Genomic DNA, 18,013 nt, shown 5'->3' on the forward strand with positions numbered 1-18,013 from the left:
CATCACGCCCTTTGGTATGAAAGGAGCCAAAACAAACAAAGCTTTGATTAAATTAAAACTGGCTTGTGTCCAAACCGAATGACTGAGTTCCGTTATCATCTGTTTCGGGGATATCGAACCCACGTTTAACAACCGCCAATCCTGCCAACATAAAATGATTGCCTATTCTTTAGTAACACGGTCCAGCTCTTTAAACGACTTATCCGATTCCGCTTTTTGCGCATCGGCTTTGGCCCGTTCAAGCTGCATACGTTCGGCTTCCGTCATCGCCATGTTGGCACAACCGCCAAGTACCAAAGCACTCAGCGTTAAAATTACAAGTTTAAACTTCATGTTTATTCTCACTTAAAAGTCAATTATTAAGGGATCGTATGATGAAAAAAGCCTCGATTTTTCGAGGCTTTTTGTAGATCCCTAATTACATAGGTTCTTTTGCAATTTCGGCTGACATTTCATCAAACGACTTTTGCGCTTGGAACTGCTGCCACAAGGCTTGATCGTTTTTCATGCTGGTGTTAACCGATTGTTGAATGATTTTCTGCGCATTTTCTTTATCAATCCCCATCAACACAAAATAACGCCCATCTGGCGCTTGCAGTGAACGGTAGATTTTTGAACCATATAATTCTTGGTTCGCCACCGTACGCAAAGTAGAACTCGCGGCTGCATCGACGGTTTCCGCATCGCCTACGCCAGTTGTGCCTAAATAGCTTTTCACCATTTTTTGCGCGCTGACTTGCACCTGCTCAGCTAACCGACCACGTGCATCGGCGGCGGCTTGATCACGCATAAACGAAATACCGGCTCTAGAAGGTTCGGTTACGCCGACAGCTGAGATTTCAACACCCGGTACGGGTTCATCACAAATCCAGCCAGGTGCGGGGGTTGAGGTTCCAGGGAAGGTGCAATCCGGCACAGCCGTTTGAACTGGCTCAGGTTTAACATCCTTGCCACCACAGGCCGCCAATAAGCCAACCATCGATAAAACCGGGATTAATTTAATTAAATTCATTCACTCTCTCCTTTAACAAGATTTGCATACAGCCAAGCATTCGACTGCTTTAATTTCCAGATTATATTAATTCAACCATCAAAAAAACGTAAGTACTTATTTGGTCACCTCGATTAAGTAAGCCCTGCCCGAACCGACTTAATTGAGGTGCCCAAGTTTTATAAGCGCGCTAGGCTTACTTGATATTGTGAAGACTTACTTCATTCTTAAGGGCTTCGGAGCGCTTAAAGGCTAATAAGTTTTCAATCGTAGTTTTAGCGATTTCTGCCAAAGCTTCTTGAGTAAAGTAGGCTTGGTGGCCGGTAACGAGTACATTTGGAAAGGTCATCAGGCGTTCAAAGTTATCGTCCAAAATAATATCATTCGAGTGATCTTCAAAAAACAGCGGCCCTTCTTCCTCATACACATCCAGCCCAACATACCCGATTTTGCGCGTTTTTAGGGCATTAATCAGCGCTTTGGTATGGATCAAGGCGCCGCGCCCAGTATTAATAATCATCACGCCATCGTGCATTTTTTCAATACTGGCCTGGTTAACCAGGCCGTGGGTATCTTTGGTTAAAGGACAATGCAAAGAAATTATATGTGACTCTTCGTAAAGCTGATCCAATGGAACCTGCTCAAAACCTTGTTCTTTACAGGTTTTACACAAATAGGGGTCATACACTAGAATGTGGCAGCCAAAGGCTTTCATGCGTTCAGCGACCAATAAACCAATTTTTCCAGCGCCGATAATGCCGACGGTTTTGCCAAAAAAGTCAAATCCCAACAAGCCGTTTAAAGCGAAATTGCCTTCACGTACTCGGTTATAGGACTTATAGAGTTTTCGACTTAAAGCCAGCATTAAACCAATCGTATGTTCGGCCACCGCATAAGGCGAGTAGGCTGGCACACGGACGATCTTAATACCCAGTGTTTCAGCCGCTTGCAAATCAACATTATTAAACCCTGCACAGCGCAAAGCGACAATTTTGCAGCCGCCATTAACCAAAATTTCTAGGGTCGCTTCGGTTAGCTCGTCATTCACAAATGCGCTTACCGCTTCAAAGCCTTGCGCATAATGCGCGGTCGCGACATTCAACGGCACTTCAAAATATTGCAGGGTTAACTCTGGCACTTCGTAATGACGAAAAGATTCTTTGTCATAAGGTTTACTGCTAAATACCGCGACTTTCATAAGCCACCCCTGTGTTGTGAAAAATTATAAATCGCGTAAATCTAAAAATGATTTTAACGAGTGTTTGGTCCAGGGTGCGACTTGATCACGAAATGCCTTTTGCGATGCCCATACTTTTTTTGCCAACGGATCCCGATTCGCCGCCGCTTCAACCACTTCGATTGAGGCCTGCTTTAACGCAAGCAACACCTCTGGTGGAAATTGACGTAACTGAACCTGATGTTCTTCGACCAGGGTATTAAGCGCTTGTTGATTACGTGCGGTGTATTCGGACAGCATATTCAAATTGGCGACTTTCATTGCGTTACGCACAATGCTCTGTAAATCTTTAGGCAAATCATTAAAAGCTTGTTCATTAATCATGCATTCCAGCGCCGAACCGGGCTCTTGCCAACCGGGCGAATAATAATAGGTCGCCACCCGGTGAAAGCCAAAAGCTAAATCGTTATAAGGCCCGACAAACTCGACCGCGTCAATCAAACCGGTTTGCATGGCTTGAAACAATTCATTACCGGGTAAATTAACGGGTACCGCATCAACTTTCGCATAAACTTCAGCACCTAAACCCGGCATACGAATTTTGAGGCCTTTTAAATCAGCTAGGCTGTTAATTTCACGATTAAACCAGCCGCCCATTTGAGTGCCGGTATTACCGGCTGGATTGGGAATTAAACCAAACGGTTTATAAGCTTCTTCCCATAGTTCTAACCCGCCGCCGTTATAAAACCAGCTGTTCATTTCTTCGGCGGTTAACCCCATTGGCACCACGGTGAAAAAATCAGCACTGGGCAACTTGCCTTTCCAGTAATAAGCCGTAGCATGACCAAGTTCAGCACGACCTTGTGAAACCGCGTCAAACACTTCAAAAGGCCCCACCATTTCACCCGCACCATAGACACTAATTTGAATACGTCCACCAGACATTTCATTAATCAAGCTAGCTAGCTGATTAGCACCCGTGCCTAAACCTGGAAAGTTTTTCGGCCAGGCTGTCACCATTTTCCACTTAAATACGCGATCATCTTTACTCACTACCGAATCCGATTCGGACTGACAACCCACCAGGCCTGGTAAGGTCGCGGTGGCGGCCAAAGCGGTTAAACCGCCTAATAACTGGCGTCTTCGCATGCTGCTTTCTCCTCAATTTGAATAACGCCCATTATAGACAAAGTCGAGCTGTAAAATAAAAAACACCTTTAGCCAATGCATAATGGCCTGCTTATTAAGTTTACTTAAGGGCACCTCGATTAACCCCTGATTCATTCTGGCCGACTATGACCTAATTTCACATGTATTCGTTTTATTGCAATCGCAAAAAATACTAAATTCAATTAAATAGACGTATTAACAATCCTCTATCGAATATAGACCCATAAACAAATTTTGGGAAATTAAGGATATATTTAGGCTTCCTTTTGATAATTTTGGTCTGCATAATAGCGCACATTATGCAAAAACAACTCGCACAACATTTATTCGACCACAGCCAACAGCTTATTTTGACACTGGATGATCAGGACTACATCAAATCTATCAATCCGTTTGCCTGCGAATTGCTTGGACAAACAGAAGATCAATTATTAGGTCAAAACTGGGTTGAACGTTATGTGCCAGTGGATGAGCAAGCCGACTTAACGCGTCACCTTGAAGAAGTCAAAACCCTTCAGCTCACGCATGTAACCTACCACCACCATGTGCTAGATCATGCAGGACACTTGCACGCGTTTAATTGGCATCATGGTTTTTTACACAACGAGCAAGATCAGACCTCATTGGCTTGTTTAGGTCAGGATGTCACGGAGCTCGAAGACACCCAAAAACGCCTGAGTTATTTAAAAGACTACGACAAACTCACCCAATTGCCCAAAATGGACTTGTTCAAAGAAATGTTTGAGCACGCCATGCATATGGCAAAACGTTATCAGCATAAACTGGCGTTATTTTTTATTGATATCGACAGCCTAAAAATCATTAATGATCGCTATGGCCACCATATCGGTGACGAGTTAATTCAACATGCCGCACGTTGCTTAAACAGCTTGACCGAGGATAACCATACTTTAGCGAGTTTTGGTGGCGACGAATTTGTATTGTTGGTTGAAAAAGCCGATATGCAGCAAATATTTAAACACTGCGAAGCTATCAACACATTATTTGTTAACCCTTTTGAGACCCAGGTTGGCGAAATGATGATGTCTTGCAGCATGGGCATCAGCCTTTACCCGGAAGATGGCACCGATTGTAATACGTTACTACAGCATGCCGATATCGCCAAAAACCGTGCCAAACAAGATGGTAAAAACCAATTCCACTTTTATCGCAGTGGCATGGATGCCGAAATCAGCCAAACCCATATGATGGAAATGGAGCTTAAAAAAGCCATTTTTCATAACGAATTTGAACTCTATTTCCAACCACAAATCGACAACCACGATCAACACCTCGTAGGCTGTGAAGCACTGATTCGTTGGAACAATCCCTTATTGGGTTCGGTATCGCCGGCGGAATTTATTCCGTTTGCCGAAACTTCAAATTTAATCGTGCCGATCGGTGAATGGGTATTAACCAATGCAATTGAACAACATTTGGCTTGGCAAGAACAAAGCTACACCATTCCGGTCAGCATCAACGTGTCCCCCAAACAACTGGAGCACAGTAGCTTTATCGAGTTGGTGATGAGCTTACCTACTCGTTACCCAGCGCTCGATTTGACCCAAATCGAACTCGAAATCACCGAAACCTCAATGGTTAAAAACCCGGAAGCGACGTTTGAATTATTAAAACGCATTACTTCACTGGGCATTAAAATTGCGATTGATGATTTTGGCACCGGCTATTCGTCATTTGCCAGTTTAAAACGTGGCATGTTTAATAAGGTCAAAATTGATCGGTCATTTGTCACCGAGTTGCACTTAGATTCTGAAGATGCCGTGATTGTGACCGCGATTATTCGGATGGCCGAAACCCTGGGCCTGAGCATTATTGCGGAAGGCGTCGAACACCTAGAGCAAACCCATATTTTAACCCAGCTGGGTTGCCGCCATATTCAAGGATTTTTATATGGCAAACCCATGCCGGCTGAGAACATGATCGGATTTATGCAAACCGACTTTCCTCTCGCCAATCGACCGGTTTGAGCGTTTTAAATTGAGCTCAACTAACCGCTTAACTCGTGACTCTCTACCGAATTTTCAGTATGATAGCGCTTCCATTAACTTAACCCACTGAGTTGTTATGTATTTAGATTCATTTCACACAAGCCAAGGTCAATCCATCACCATCACCCCCGAGCAGGGCAGTCAATTTGCCAAGCAAGTTTCGGACGACTTCAACCCGCTGCATAACCCCGACTCTAAACGTTTTTGTGTACCGGGCGATTTATTGTTTGCATTAGTGTTGGCGCATTATGGGCTGTCTAAAAGTATGGTGTTTAAGTACACCGGCATGGTGGGCAAAGGCGTGGTGTTGAATTTCCTAGATACCCAAGCGGCTCAGTTTGCTATCGCCGATACCAACGACAAACCCTACTTAGAAGTCACGCGCGATGGCGATACCAGCCATAATATGAGCTTAATCGAAGCCTTTTCGCGTGCGTATGTCGCGTTTTCTGGCCACAGCTTTCCGCATATTCTAGTGCCGCTCATGCAACAAAAAAATGTCATGATCAACCCCGACAAACCCATGGTCATTTACGAAAGCATGGCGTTTGGATTTGACGACTTAAGTGCGGAACATCCAAGCTTAGAACTTACGAATAGTTCACTGGATGTCAATGGAAAACGCGGTTTAGTGCGCATGGAATTTGATATTTGTGAATCAGGTGTACGTGTCGGATCAGGCTACAAAACCATGGTTTTAAGTGGTTTGCGCGAATTCGATCAAGATCAAATTAATACACTTATACAACTATACCAACAGACAAAAACCAATCATCGCTAATAATTTAAGTCACCAGGCCTGGTGCTTGCCCTTTCTTTTTTGCGTTTGAGCTACTTAACGCTTGCAAACCCCATAGCCCTAGCGGGGTTGCAAGCGATGCTCTAAAGGTTTTAACCGCCCTCCAGCCAACCACAATTATTGACAATACAGGCAGTCGTGGTAAGCTTTGCCACTTATAAATCCAGTTTATTACTACGCCTTTAAATAGTTAGGAACCCCATGAGTTTAGTTGCTTTTAACCTCCCAATCGTAGCCCTGCTTCCTTTTTTCGGTGCGATTTTGGCGGCTTGGTCTTCCAAGCTAAATCGTGCGGCCTCTGCTTGGACAGCAGCGGGCATTACTGTGCTGTCCATGGCTTTTTTAGCCCCCGCCTTTTCCATCCCCTTTAACGGCGAGACCTTAATTCAAAGTTGGGCCTGGATGCCGGCCATTGGGGTGGATTTTGCCTTTCGATTAGATGGCCTCGCGCTGTTATTTGCGATGCTTATTTTGGTCATCGGCCTATTAATCATAGTGTATGCCCGCTATTACTTGTCTGCCAAGGATTCAATGGGGCGTTTCTTTGCTTATCTACTGATGTTTATGGGCTCAATGCTGGGGATTGTGTTATCCGAAAACATGATTCAGCTGGTGGTGTTTTGGGAGCTCACCTCCCTCACGTCCTTCTTATTAATCAGCTATTGGCAGCACCGCCAAGACGCGCGCCAAGGTGCACGTATGGCGTTAGCCATTACCGGCGCGGGCGGCCTAGCTTTATTAGGTGGCGTATTGATACTCGGCCACATCGTTGGCAGCTATAACTTAACCGACGTGCTGGCGGCGGGTGATTTAATTCGTGCTCACGAACTCTATGTTCCGGCATTAGTATTGATTTTATTAGGTGTTTTTACAAAGTCCGCTCAATTCCCATTCCACTTTTGGTTACCTCACGCAATGGCCGCGCCGACACCGGTTTCGGCTTATTTGCATTCGGCCACCATGGTAAAAGCTGGTATTTTCTTATTAGCCCGTTTTTTTCCAGCCTTATCTGGCACGCCAGAATGGATGTGGTTAGTCGGCGGCGCTGGTATGATTACCTTTGTGATTGGGGCTTATACCGCGTTATTCAAACACGATTTAAAAGGTCTGCTAGCTTACTCCACAATCAGTCATTTAGGTTTAATCACCTTGTTATTTGGGTTTGGCACCCATATGGCAGCGGTCGCAGCCATCTTCCACATCATTAACCACGCAACCTTTAAAGCTTCTTTATTCATGGTCGCAGGCATCATTGATCATGAAACCGGTACGCGTGATATGCGTAAACTTAACGGCCTGCTCAAATATATGCCACACACCGCCGTGTTGGCTATGATCGCAGCCGCAGCGATGGCCGGCGTGCCGTTATTAAACGGGTTCTTAAGTAAAGAAATGTTCTTTGAACAAGCCATCACAGCTTCTCATGCCTCCACGCTGGCTTGGTTTATCCCGATTATTGTCACCATTGCGGCTATTTTCTCAGTCGCTTATTCGTTGCGTTTTATTCACGACGTATTCTTTAATGGTGAACCGGTTGATCTTCCGAAAACGCCGCATGAACCACCGCGTTTTATGAAAATTCCGGTCGACTTACTAGTCATCGTTTGTTTAGCGGTGGGGATTATCCCGATGTTTACGGTCGCACCGATCTTAGCGGTAGCGGTAGCCGGAACCCTTCAAACCACGCCGCCGGAATATAGCTTAGCGATTTGGCATGGCTTCAACTTACCCTTGATGATGAGTTTATTAGCGCTAGCCTTAGGGGTGGGGGTCTACTCTATGCGTGAACGTTTGCATGTTTGGCACGAACGTTTTATCGCTCGCATTGATGCACGTGCTATATACAACGCCGTGCTGCTAGCTACCTTACGTTTTTCAGTGCGTTTAACTCGTGCGTTTGATAAAGGCTCACTCCAGCACGCTGCGGTTTGGGTTATTGGCACCGCCTTGGTAGCCGGACTGATTGGCTTTTTATCGATGCCGGCCGCCTTGTTAGGTGAACGTGAAGGCCTGCCTTTGGATGCCGTCACCTTCCTCGCGGCGGTAGCGCTAATGATCGCCACTTATTTAACTGTACACTGGCGCGAAAAACGCTTAACGGCACTGATTGCTATCGGCGTGGTGGGCTTAATTGTCTCGTTAGGTTTTGTTAAGTTTTCGGCTCCTGATCTGGCCCTTACACAACTTTCGGTAGAAGTGGTGACAATCGTTTTATTATTGCTTGCACTTTACTTTTTGCCGCAATCCAGCCCCAAAGAAATCGGTCGAGTACGTTTAAGTCGTGACATTGTCATTTCAGTTTTAGCTGGGGTAGGTGTCACTTTGTTTACCATGGCGGTGTTGAGTCGTGAATTCGATCCAATTTCAACTTACTTCTTAGAAAATGCCAAACCGGGCGGCGGCGGTACCAATGTCGTTAACGTCATTTTAGTGGATTTCCGTGGCATTGATACACTTGGTGAAATCGTCGTATTAGCCTTAGCCGGCTTGGGTATTTATGCCATGCTCGAAGGCATGAAACTGCCCGCACCGAGTAAAGATATTCATGGCCGCCAGTGGAACTTGGATAATCATCCCATGATTATGCAAACCTTAACGCGCTTGTTATTACCGTTAATGTTAATGGTCGCGGTGTATATATTCCTTCGCGGTCACAACCTACCGGGCGGTGGCTTTATTGCTGGCTTGATCGCGGCGGTCGCGTTGATTGTTCAGTATCTAGCTAACGGCATTGAATGGACGAGTGATCGCTTAAAAGCCGACATGCATTGGGTGATTGGCTTTGGCTTATTGGCCGCCACCGGCACCGGCTTAGTCGCCATAGGTTTAGGCTTCCCATTCTTAACCTCCACCTTTACTTATTTAACTTGGCCGGTGGTCGGTAAATTTGAAGTCGCCAGTGCCATCGCCTTTGATATTGGGGTGTTTTTAGTCGTCGTCGGCGCGACCGTGATGAGTTTGGTGCAACTCGGTAAACTCAGCTACGCTTCGCATCATAATGACGACCACAAAACCCAACAGGAGACAAAATAATGGAATGGTTAATGGCAATTGTAATCGGCGTGATGACGAGCGCTGGTGTGTATTTAACCTTACGCGCACGAACTTTTCCTGTAGTTTTAGGTTTAACTTTATTGGCTTATGCCGTTAACGTATTTTTGTTTGTCATGGGCCGTTTAACCATTGGCCAACCTGCGGTGATTGATGCCGCTGCGACGGGCTATGCGGATCCGTTACCGCAAGCCTTAGTGCTTACCGCAATTGTGATTGCGTTTGGTATGACGGCGTTCTTGATCGTACTTGCTCTTAAAGCACGCGGTGAAATGGGGAACGACCACGTTGATGGATTGCACCTTGCCGATGATGAACGTTTGGTCGAACAAACACCCAGCCAAACTAGCCAGGAGACCAAGCTATGATGCAACTTACCGCTTGGGCTATTTTATTGCCGCTTATCGCCGGATTTTTACTGTTATTTGCACGTATAGGCGGTTTGCGCCTACAACGCTCGCTCAACCTATTGGTTGTGCTGGGTCTTGTATTTATAAGTTTCGAATTAGTCAAGCTGTCACTAACGGGCGTGCATCAGGTCTATTTATCCGGTAACTGGATTGCACCCTTCGGGATTGTATTTGTACTGGATCAACTTTCTGCATTGATGTTACTGATTACAGCTTTACTGGCTTTGGGTGCACTTTGGTATGCGATAGCCACTAAATATGATCAAAAAGGTTCGCATTTTCATGTGCTGTTCCAATTGCAGCTGTTTGGCTTAAATGGCGCGTTTTTAACCGGTGACCTATTTAACTTATTCGTATTTTTCGAGGTGTTACTGCTCGCGTCTTACGGGCTACTTCTGCATGGTAATGGGCGTTTGCGCACCAAAGCTGGTTTGCATTATGTGGTGATTAATCTAATTGGCTCTACCTTATTCTTGTTTGCGGTCGGCGCACTTTATGGTGCACTGGGTACACTGAACATTGCCGATATGGCCGCCAAAATATCCATCGCACCCGCTGAAGACTTAGGTCTGATCGCAGCAGCGGGCTTATTGCTATTGGTGGTGTTTGGTGTCAAAGCCGCTATGTTCCCATTGTATTTATGGCTACCTAGCGCTTATTCTCATACCTCGGCGCCCGTTGCCGCTCTGTTTGCGATTATGACCAAGGTGGGGATTTACTCCATTATCCGTGTGCATGGCACCATTTTTGGCATCGAAGCCGGTGATCTCGCCAGTTTCTACACGCCCTGGGTGCTTGGCTTAGGTTTAATCACCTTATTGTTAGCCGCATTTGGGGTCATGGCTTCACGTGGTTTGCGTGAACAAGTGGCTTACCTAGTATTGGCCTCAGTGGCGACCTTGCTCATTGGGGTCGGCTTAAATAGTCCACAAGCCTTGGCCGCAACCCTATATTACTTAATGCATTCCACCTTAATTGCGGGGGGCATGTTCTTATTGGCGGATGTTATTTCGCGAGGGCGTGGCGTGCATGAAGACCGATATGAATCGGCACCGATTATGCCTAACGCCATCTTAATTGGTAGTGTATTTATGTTCGGTGCGGTCGCAATGACCGGTATGCCCCCGCTGTCAGGCTTTTTTGGTAAGGTCTTAATTCTGGCGGCGGCCTTGGATAATGTTTGGTTCTTTAGCGTATTGGGGGTCATTCTGGTTTCAAGCTTGCTGATGATTATTGCCATGGCGCGGGCTGGTTCACTTTTGTTTTACCGCACCCAACCGGTAAACGTGTTACCCGGCGAACCACTAAATCGCGCGGCCTTTAGTGCCGTGATTGGCTTATTGGCGGCCAGTCCAATTTTGGTGATTTTTGCCAATCCAATCACAGCTTATACCGAGTCGGTGGCCATACAGGTATTTGATAGCGCCACTTATATTGAAGCTGTTTTATCCACACCAGCGACACAGAAGGCTGAATGATGTTAAAAAAACTGTTTCCGCATCCTATCTTAATGTTGGTACTTTGGGCGACCTGGCTGTTACTGCATAACAGCCTTGCCCCCGGCCATATCGTATTAGGTTTTATTTTAGCGACCTTTATTCCCTGGCTAACCTCTGGTTTTTGGCCTGAAAAAATATGTCTACAAAAACCTCTCACATTGTTCAAATTTTTGGGCGTGGTATTGTGGGATATGCTGGTGGCGAACTTTACGGTGGCCAAACTCATTTTAGGTAAAAACGAGCATCTACAGCCTAGCTTCATCTGTATCGAGTTAGATATTACCAGCCCTGTTGGCATTAGTTTATTAGCCAATACTATTTCCTTAACTCCCGGCACAGTATCGTGTGACTTGTCGGCCGATCATCGTCAATTATTGGTACACGGCCTGCACATTAAAGATGCGCAGGCGACGATTAATGAAATCAAAAAGCGCTATGAAAAACCACTTATGGAGGTCTTTACATCATGCTAGCCACGGTTTTACCCATCGCGTTTGCGCTTGTCAGTTTAGCGTTCGTACTCAGCTTGGTTCGTTTTATCAAAGGGCCGGATCTACCGGATCGTATTCTGGCGTTAGACACGCTTTATATTAATGCGATTGCGTTGTTAATCTTGCTCGGTCTGTATTTGGGCAGCGCACTCTACTTTGAAGCTGCACTTTTAATTGCCGTAATGGGGTTTGTGGGCACCGTCGCCTTAAGCAAATACCTATTGCGCGGCGATATCATGGAATAAGGATACGAATATGTTGGAATGGATTTTGGCGTTACTGGTATTGATTGGTGCCTTTTTTACCCTAGTCGGCTCGATTGGTTTATATAAACTGCCCGACTTTTTTATGCGTTTACATGGCCCAACTAAAGCTACAACGTTGGGCGTGGGGGCTATTTTGTTGGCTTCGGCTTTGTATTTTACGTTTATTACCGAACAAACCAGTTTGCATGAAGTATTGGTGACCATATTCTTATTTATCACCGCACCGGTTAGTGCCCACCTGATGGCCAAAGCGGCCTTGCATATCAAGCTCAAACAAATCGAACGCACTCAAAACGTATCTGAAACTGAACGTTTCTAAATGCTTTTTCTAGCCACCACCAGGCCTGCTGGTGGCAGCTCATACTGCAAAAACTCCGACAAAAGCACCTCTTACTGATAAAATGTTGGTTTTTTACACTTAAGCTGAATCCCACCATTATGAGCCAGGCGCAACTGATTTTATTTGATAAACGTAACCAACCTTTAAAAGAATACATTGTCGCTGTCACAGCGTCAGATGGCCTAGACATCAAAGGGGTTCAGCTTGTTGCCTCTCCAGCCAAAGGCGAAAAAGCGCTACTTTCTGCCGGCCTGCGTATTCCGCCACTGGAGCAGTTTGATTACAACACCAAAAAAATCGCGCATACCGCGTTAGATCAGCTAATCATTTCTGAAGACGAAGTGATTAGCTGTGAAGAGTTTATTCAGCGCGCATCAGAAGATGAAGTCGTGCGTGCGGCTTTGACCCGCTCTATGAACAAAGCACAATTAGCGATTGAAGCCTTAATCAGTGAATTCACTCAATCCGAAGTGATTCCACTCATCAAAGAAAATCGCAACGACGCTTTATACAAACTCAAACAGCATGATAAAACTCTCAAAGGTAAACGTGTCTTGTGTTTGGACATTGAAGCGACTGATATTTCGACTAACCCTGAAGCCGATGTCATTCAAATTTCGATTTGCGATTTGGAAGGCCATGAAATCCTAAATCAGCTCATCAACCCGGGTTACGACATTCCCGAAAATGAAAAGCACAATATCTCAACCGAGATGGTGCAAGAAGCACCTTTGTTTGCGCAGTGTTGGGACGAGATTCATAAAGTGTTGCTTGAGGCCGACATCATTTTGGCCTACAGTACCGAAAGCGACTTTGCTTATTTGCAAAACTCCGCCAATAAAAAAATGTTGGAATTCGAACTCGACTACAACAAATGGTTAGATGTAGCCGAGTTCAGTAAAGAATTAGTGGGTGCGATGCGGTGGCATTCTGAACGTATGTATTGGTTCTGGAAAACACCTAAGCTCACCGTGGCTTACGAAAAAGTATTGGGCCAACCTTTCCCGGGTGATGCACACGATGCCTTGGCCGATGCACGTGCCACCGCTGAACTCATGCTAGCGATGCTAAAACTTGGGCGTAACTCGCAAATTAACGAGAAAAAACCGGTGGCAAACGAGAAAAAAGCCGTCAGCAATAATTTATTTGCACAAGCTTTTGCCAACGCGAAACGCAAATAACACAAAGGTTAAAACCATGTCGGACATCAACTTTTTAAATTTAGAACACGCCAAAAAAGGCGATCAGTTTGATTGGACGCAACTCAAAACTCATCTAAAGTTTGATGCCGATGGTTTAATGCCAGCGATTGCGCAACAGCATGATACAGGTGAAGTTTTAATGTTGGCGTATATGAACTTAGCCGCGCTAGAAGAAACCTTAAAAACCGGGCGTGTTTGTTATTGGTCGCGCTCGCGCCAAAGCTATTGGCGCAAAGGCGAAGCATCTGGCCAAATCCAAACACTAAAACAAGCACGTTTAGATTGTGATGGTGATACTTTGCTTTTACTAGTCGACCAAACTGGCCCGGCTTGTCATACTGGCCGCTCCAACTGTTTTTACAACGCAATTAAAGGTGACAAAGTCGAAATCCTAACCGATCCTTTAATTGACCCAGCCGAGCTTTATAAACACCATTCGCATTAAAAAAAGCCGTGTAATAACACGGCTTTTTTATTTAAGACTTAATTGGAATTTGTCGATGACCATTTTTTGGAGCTTGACCATCTCTTGGCAAGATCACCGTTAGTACCCCGTTTTTCATACTGGCTTCAATCTTCTCCAGCACCACATCATCCGGCAGATCTAAGGTACGTTGAAACTGGCCATAGCTGCGTTCAATTCGATAATAATGTTGATCCTTATCTTCTTTTTCTAAATGCTTTTCACCCTGAATAAACAAGGTCTGGCCATTCAGTTCAAGCTTAATATCCTCTTGCACCAGGCCTGGTGCTTCAAGCGAAACCGTATATTGCTTATCATCACTAGCCACATTCAAGTTAGGTCGAAAAGCCGCTTGATTATTGTCAGAAAACAACGCGTTTAAACGGCGAGTAAGCAAACCAAAACCACGAAAAGCCTCATCAAATAACCGATCCATTTCTCGATGTAGCTGCCAAATATCCGCCACCCCAGTTTGAGAAGGGTATTGTTCACGTTTCACCGGAACCGCCTGTTCAGAAGCATTTGGCTCTTCATGTTTAAACCAGTTCCAAGGATTAATTTTACTCAGTTCCATTTTGCACCCCATGAAATTAAGTGATTGAATATTAAAGGAATAGATCCCATCTACGCATTAAACTTATGTCTCACTTAATAACTTTTCAAGGGGAAAAATAGAATATTGGATCAACTAATTTGAATCGGTCGGACAGGTTGAACAACCTAAAGAACGTTTATTTACCAAACGCTGATAAACCAACACCACCAATAAAGTCGCTAACACGGTCAGCAAAATCAACGGCCAAAAAGCTGGAATCATCTCCCAACCAATCGCTAAGGTAATCTGGCTATGCGCATCCAGTTTTTCAACCAAATGCCAATTCATCAAGTGGCTATCCAAGTAAACCACCAACAACAAAACCGCTACCGCTAACATCACTAAACACATGGTTTCTACTCCAAAATTGATGACAACCAGGCCTGGTTGTTTTCTTCGTTCTCTAAATCAAACGGCAAAACTTGTAATGAGATAGTTTCGCTGAACTTGAACATATCTAAAGGTTGATTAAATGTCGCACAACACGGATAAATCAATACCAACCTACCCTGACCGTTTAACACTTTATGACCGTAAGCAAACAGCTGATACATATCCGACTGGGCGATGCCCGATTTAGCATCTTCTGAGCCATTTTCGTATGTTTGACTTTGGTTAATCAACTTCCACTTGGTATCCAAAACTGCAATTGGGCTTTTATCTCGGTAAAGCACCAAATCGGGTCTTAGTTGAAATACCTGCTTTTCGCCTTGAGTCGCTAAATAGTTTCGAGACATTTGAGTTTTAAGGTTATAGCCAATGGGCAAATTGCGCTGTATATGATGTGCTACGTAAGCCTCAAATAATTTATCCATCGGCAATAAAAATGAAATACCACTATGTTGATTGGCGGTTGCAAACGGACTGTATTGGCTTAAAATCAACTTCAACCAAGGTAATAACGGTTGATAGTAATGCATATCACGACTTGTTCGCCAAGCCTTAAAATCTTGCATTATGTGATGTGAAATTGGCACTTCGTCAAACGCAAAACGTAATTCGCGCGCGAGCTTCTGGTTAGGTAAATATTGACTCCATTTACTCACCAAAATTAGTGCTGAATGGATCAAGCGGTTTTCAGCTCGCTCATCACTAAACACATCATATTCGATGCAAAACTGGGTTTGTTTAGAAGGCGATTGGCGCAATTGACGTGCGGTTTGTAACTGACCTTTTAAAAAACGCTCTTGAGCCTCGATGCGCTGGTAATCCTTGCGAACGCCTTTACGCACCACCTGCGCCAAATCTTGCAGAAAGCGACCAATCAGCACTTCAGGCAAGGGTTGTTTGAGTCTATCAATTAAGGCATCGGTGGATTCAATAAAAGGCAAAACTTTGGCCGCAGCCAGCATTTTAAGTAAGCGTTTTCGACTCGCCACCAGGCCTGGTTTTTCAAGAGTTGGCTCGTGCTTTGGTAAGATTTCAATTTGCACACCATCTGGCGTTGCAATGACGCCAACATATCCATGAACCTTTAACGTATGCGCGTTAACAAAACTTAAGTAACGATGTACTTTATCTGCTGATTGAGCAATTTGAGACAAGTACAACCAGGCCTGGTGGTTGACTTCAATCTGGTCAAAACTGTTTTGCGCGTTATGATCGGCTCGAACAATTCGCCCCCATTCACGCACCACCAGATTATTTAACATTTAAAGGCCCTGATAAATTGCTTTGAAAACGTCCTCATCCAAACCATCAATTCCTGTTCGCTGGAATTTTTCAGTGGTGTTAGGCGCCTCCGTGTCAGTGAACAAATTATTAAATGTTTGGCGTTGGTAAAAATTATCCGCCGCCGCGCCCAGAACCCAACGGATTTTTTGCCAGTCGTCATAAAAGTATTCTTCCAGCAGCGGTAAGATTTTATTTTTAAACGCGTTACGTAAATCATCAAGGTTATTTAAATTCATTAAAAATGCATGGCCTAAAGTATGTTCGCGGTCATATAGAGCTTCAATGCGTTGATTCATTACATTTAGCATTTGACGAACATTAACACCGTCCAAATTCTCTGTCACCAGGTCTGATTGTGGCATCATTTCAATAAAATCAAACCGGCGGCGTAAGGCTGTATCCATTAATGCCAATGAGCGATCTGCGGTATTCATTGTGCCAATAATATAAAGATTGTTCGGAACCGAAAAAGGGGTTTTGGAATAAGGCAAAGTGACTTCAATCGCTTCAGGATTACCTGAACGTTTACTAGGCTCAATTAAAGTAATCAACTCACCCAAAATTCGTGAAATATTACCACGATTTATTTCATCGATAATGAGCACATGGGGCTTAGGCTTATCACTTGGTTCGTGTTTTGATAATAAACTCTGAAACCGATCAACATTTAGTGTGCCGGGTTTTAATTGATATATTGTCATCTGTGATAATGACTTATCAAAAATCCTATTAGCAGGTAAACTCGGTGAGAATGTTCTTAGCCATTTCACATTACGTTTCTGCTTAAATCCACTTCGACTGTCATCCTCTAGGAACTCATACTCACCAGTTACTTCTGCAATGGCTCTAAATTTACTATTCCCATCAGAGACCACAATTAAATCCCCTGTTTGCATAATATTTTTAAACACATTTACCGAAGTCACCGCATAGTTGTTGTTGTCCAATTTTTCGCCTAAGCTTTTAGACATTTTCTCGTGTATTTTTAATCGATTATCTAAACCAGAAAAGTCAAAATCATAACCCCATCCAAGTAAAACATAATCATTTTCCAAACATTCTTCGTAAATAAAGTCTTCGTCTTGCAGGGTATTACCCAAAGACATTTTCCAGACTTTTCGATTTGTAAGCGAAATGTTTTCAGATGTTGCGCTTTCTACTTTTGAGACAGCCGTCTGGCATATTTGCTTAAATATTCCATCCACAACTTCATAGCTAATTTTTTCGCCGTCTGTTTTTGCCTGAATACCTTCAACAAAATCTTCATAACTAAAGCTTTGGTGAAAGGTAACAAATTCGACTTGTCCAGGGTAAGCTTGTTTAAGCTCTTGAATTGAACGAGGCCTGGTGGTGGGTAAGCTTGATTCAAGAATACTCACAGCCAAATCAATGGTACTAAACGTTTTACCCGTACCAGGTGGGCCGTACAGAATTTTATTCAACGCCTTTTTATCATTAAGCGAACCGACATTTTGAGTAGCTTTGTAATATTGATAAAAATCCAAATATTGCCTTAAAGCAGCACTTAAGCGCCTATTGTCATGTTCCGCATTCCATCCAGCTAAATCACCACCTCTAACTAAGCGTTGATAAAAACTATCCAAAGTACCAATATTTTGTTCATCAAAGACATTTTGCTCTAGACCATTCTGTAACCTAAAATCAGCGTACTCTAAATCATTCCCATTTAAAGCCCTAAGATAAGAGGATACTGCACCAGCAGTTTGTAACTGTGTGCTTAACCACTCTCTAAATAATTCTTCCATAAAAACCCCTTTAGTTAACTGCATTCAGTTTACATAACCCGCCACTTAGATGGGAATGTTTACCCAGTAAAAAATGTAAATAACTACAATATAACTAAAGATTAATCCAA

18 protein-coding genes are annotated in these 18,013 nt (G+C 44.1%); 10 read left to right on the forward strand and 8 right to left on the reverse strand.

Annotation, left to right across the window (positions count from 1 at the left end):
* Positions 1 to 162 precede the first annotated feature (162 nt).
* The 4 genes from IBX48_RS00585 to IBX48_RS00600 form a co-directional block, all read right to left on the reverse strand.
* Complete coding sequence (locus tag IBX48_RS00585; RefSeq protein ID WP_296829490.1) at positions 163 to 333, reverse strand: hypothetical protein; 171 nt, start codon at positions 331 to 333, stop codon at positions 163 to 165.
* Positions 334 to 418: 85 nt separating this feature from the next.
* The gene (locus IBX48_RS00590) at positions 419 to 1,012 is read right to left on the reverse strand and encodes an LPP20 family lipoprotein (RefSeq protein ID WP_296829494.1); all 594 of its coding nucleotides are present in this window, start codon (positions 1,010 to 1,012) and stop codon (positions 419 to 421) included.
* A gap of 175 nt (positions 1,013 to 1,187) precedes the next feature.
* Positions 1,188 to 2,189, reverse strand: coding sequence for a 2-hydroxyacid dehydrogenase (locus IBX48_RS00595; RefSeq protein WP_296829497.1), 1,002 nt, complete (start codon positions 2,187 to 2,189; stop codon positions 1,188 to 1,190).
* Between the two features lie 24 nt (positions 2,190 to 2,213).
* Positions 2,214 to 3,317: a TRAP transporter substrate-binding protein gene (locus tag IBX48_RS00600; RefSeq protein ID WP_296829500.1), complete on the reverse strand. Its 1,104-nt coding sequence runs from the start codon at positions 3,315 to 3,317 to the stop codon at positions 2,214 to 2,216.
* Positions 3,318 to 3,637: 320 nt separating this feature from the next.
* On the opposite strand from IBX48_RS00600, the gene IBX48_RS00605 reads away from it, so the two are divergent.
* From IBX48_RS00605 to hisI, 10 genes are all read left to right on the forward strand, one after another.
* Entirely contained in the window at positions 3,638 to 5,326 is a 1,689-nt protein-coding gene (locus IBX48_RS00605; protein ID WP_296829503.1) for an EAL domain-containing protein, read from the forward strand.
* Positions 5,327 to 5,423: 97 nt separating this feature from the next.
* The gene (locus IBX48_RS00610; protein ID WP_296829506.1) at positions 5,424 to 6,128 is read left to right on the forward strand and encodes a DUF3581 domain-containing protein; all 705 of its coding nucleotides are present in this window, start codon (positions 5,424 to 5,426) and stop codon (positions 6,126 to 6,128) included.
* A 219-nt stretch (positions 6,129 to 6,347) separates the two neighbouring features.
* Positions 6,348 to 9,179, forward strand: coding sequence for a monovalent cation/H+ antiporter subunit A (locus IBX48_RS00615; RefSeq protein ID WP_296829509.1), 2,832 nt, complete (start codon positions 6,348 to 6,350; stop codon positions 9,177 to 9,179).
* Positions 9,179 to 9,565: a Na+/H+ antiporter subunit C gene (locus IBX48_RS00620; protein ID WP_296829512.1), complete on the forward strand. Its 387-nt coding sequence runs from the start codon at positions 9,179 to 9,181 to the stop codon at positions 9,563 to 9,565. The genes IBX48_RS00615 and IBX48_RS00620 overlap by 1 nt, the downstream gene beginning before the upstream one ends.
* The gene (locus tag IBX48_RS00625) at positions 9,562 to 11,085 is read left to right on the forward strand and encodes a monovalent cation/H+ antiporter subunit D (protein ID WP_296829515.1); all 1,524 of its coding nucleotides are present in this window, start codon (positions 9,562 to 9,564) and stop codon (positions 11,083 to 11,085) included. Before IBX48_RS00620 ends, IBX48_RS00625 begins: the two co-directional genes overlap by 4 nt.
* Complete coding sequence (locus IBX48_RS00630; RefSeq protein ID WP_296829670.1) at positions 11,085 to 11,579, forward strand: Na+/H+ antiporter subunit E; 495 nt, start codon at positions 11,085 to 11,087, stop codon at positions 11,577 to 11,579. The genes IBX48_RS00625 and IBX48_RS00630 overlap by 1 nt, the downstream gene beginning before the upstream one ends.
* Positions 11,573 to 11,842 (forward strand): K+/H+ antiporter subunit F, encoded by a 270-nt coding sequence (locus IBX48_RS00635; RefSeq protein ID WP_296829518.1) that lies wholly within the window; start codon positions 11,573 to 11,575, stop codon positions 11,840 to 11,842. Before IBX48_RS00630 ends, IBX48_RS00635 begins: the two co-directional genes overlap by 7 nt.
* A 10-nt stretch (positions 11,843 to 11,852) precedes the next feature.
* A complete protein-coding gene (locus tag IBX48_RS00640) occupies positions 11,853 to 12,182 on the forward strand; it encodes a Na+/H+ antiporter subunit G (RefSeq protein WP_296829520.1) in 330 nt (109 codons plus the stop codon).
* Positions 12,183 to 12,301: 119 nt separating this feature from the next.
* A complete protein-coding gene (locus IBX48_RS00645) occupies positions 12,302 to 13,384 on the forward strand; it encodes a 3'-5' exonuclease (RefSeq protein WP_296829522.1) in 1,083 nt (360 codons plus the stop codon).
* A 16-nt stretch (positions 13,385 to 13,400) separates the two neighbouring features.
* On the forward strand, positions 13,401 to 13,850 hold the full coding sequence (hisI, locus tag IBX48_RS00650; RefSeq protein WP_296829525.1) for a phosphoribosyl-AMP cyclohydrolase: 450 nt from the start codon (positions 13,401 to 13,403) through the stop codon (positions 13,848 to 13,850).
* Positions 13,851 to 13,881: 31 nt separating this feature from the next.
* On the opposite strand, the gene IBX48_RS00655 is transcribed toward hisI, so the two are convergent.
* From IBX48_RS00655 to IBX48_RS00670, 4 genes are all read right to left on the reverse strand, one after another.
* Positions 13,882 to 14,442 carry an Hsp20/alpha crystallin family protein gene (locus IBX48_RS00655; RefSeq protein WP_296829528.1) on the reverse strand — a complete coding sequence of 187 codons (561 nt, stop codon included), beginning with the start codon at positions 14,440 to 14,442 and terminating at the stop codon, positions 13,882 to 13,884.
* A 114-nt stretch (positions 14,443 to 14,556) separates the two neighbouring features.
* Positions 14,557 to 14,814 (reverse strand): hypothetical protein, encoded by a 258-nt coding sequence (locus IBX48_RS00660; RefSeq protein ID WP_296829532.1) that lies wholly within the window; start codon positions 14,812 to 14,814, stop codon positions 14,557 to 14,559.
* A gap of 5 nt (positions 14,815 to 14,819) precedes the next feature.
* The gene (locus tag IBX48_RS00665; RefSeq protein WP_296829535.1) at positions 14,820 to 16,115 is read right to left on the reverse strand and encodes an McrC family protein; all 1,296 of its coding nucleotides are present in this window, start codon (positions 16,113 to 16,115) and stop codon (positions 14,820 to 14,822) included.
* Entirely contained in the window at positions 16,116 to 17,903 is a 1,788-nt protein-coding gene (locus IBX48_RS00670; protein ID WP_296829538.1) for an AAA family ATPase, read from the reverse strand. It lies immediately after the preceding gene.
* Positions 17,904 to 18,013 lie beyond the last annotated feature (110 nt).

The sequence above is a fragment of the Thiomicrospira sp. genome, assembly GCF_014859555.1.
Classification (GTDB): domain Bacteria; phylum Pseudomonadota; class Gammaproteobacteria; order Thiomicrospirales; family Thiomicrospiraceae; genus Thiomicrospira.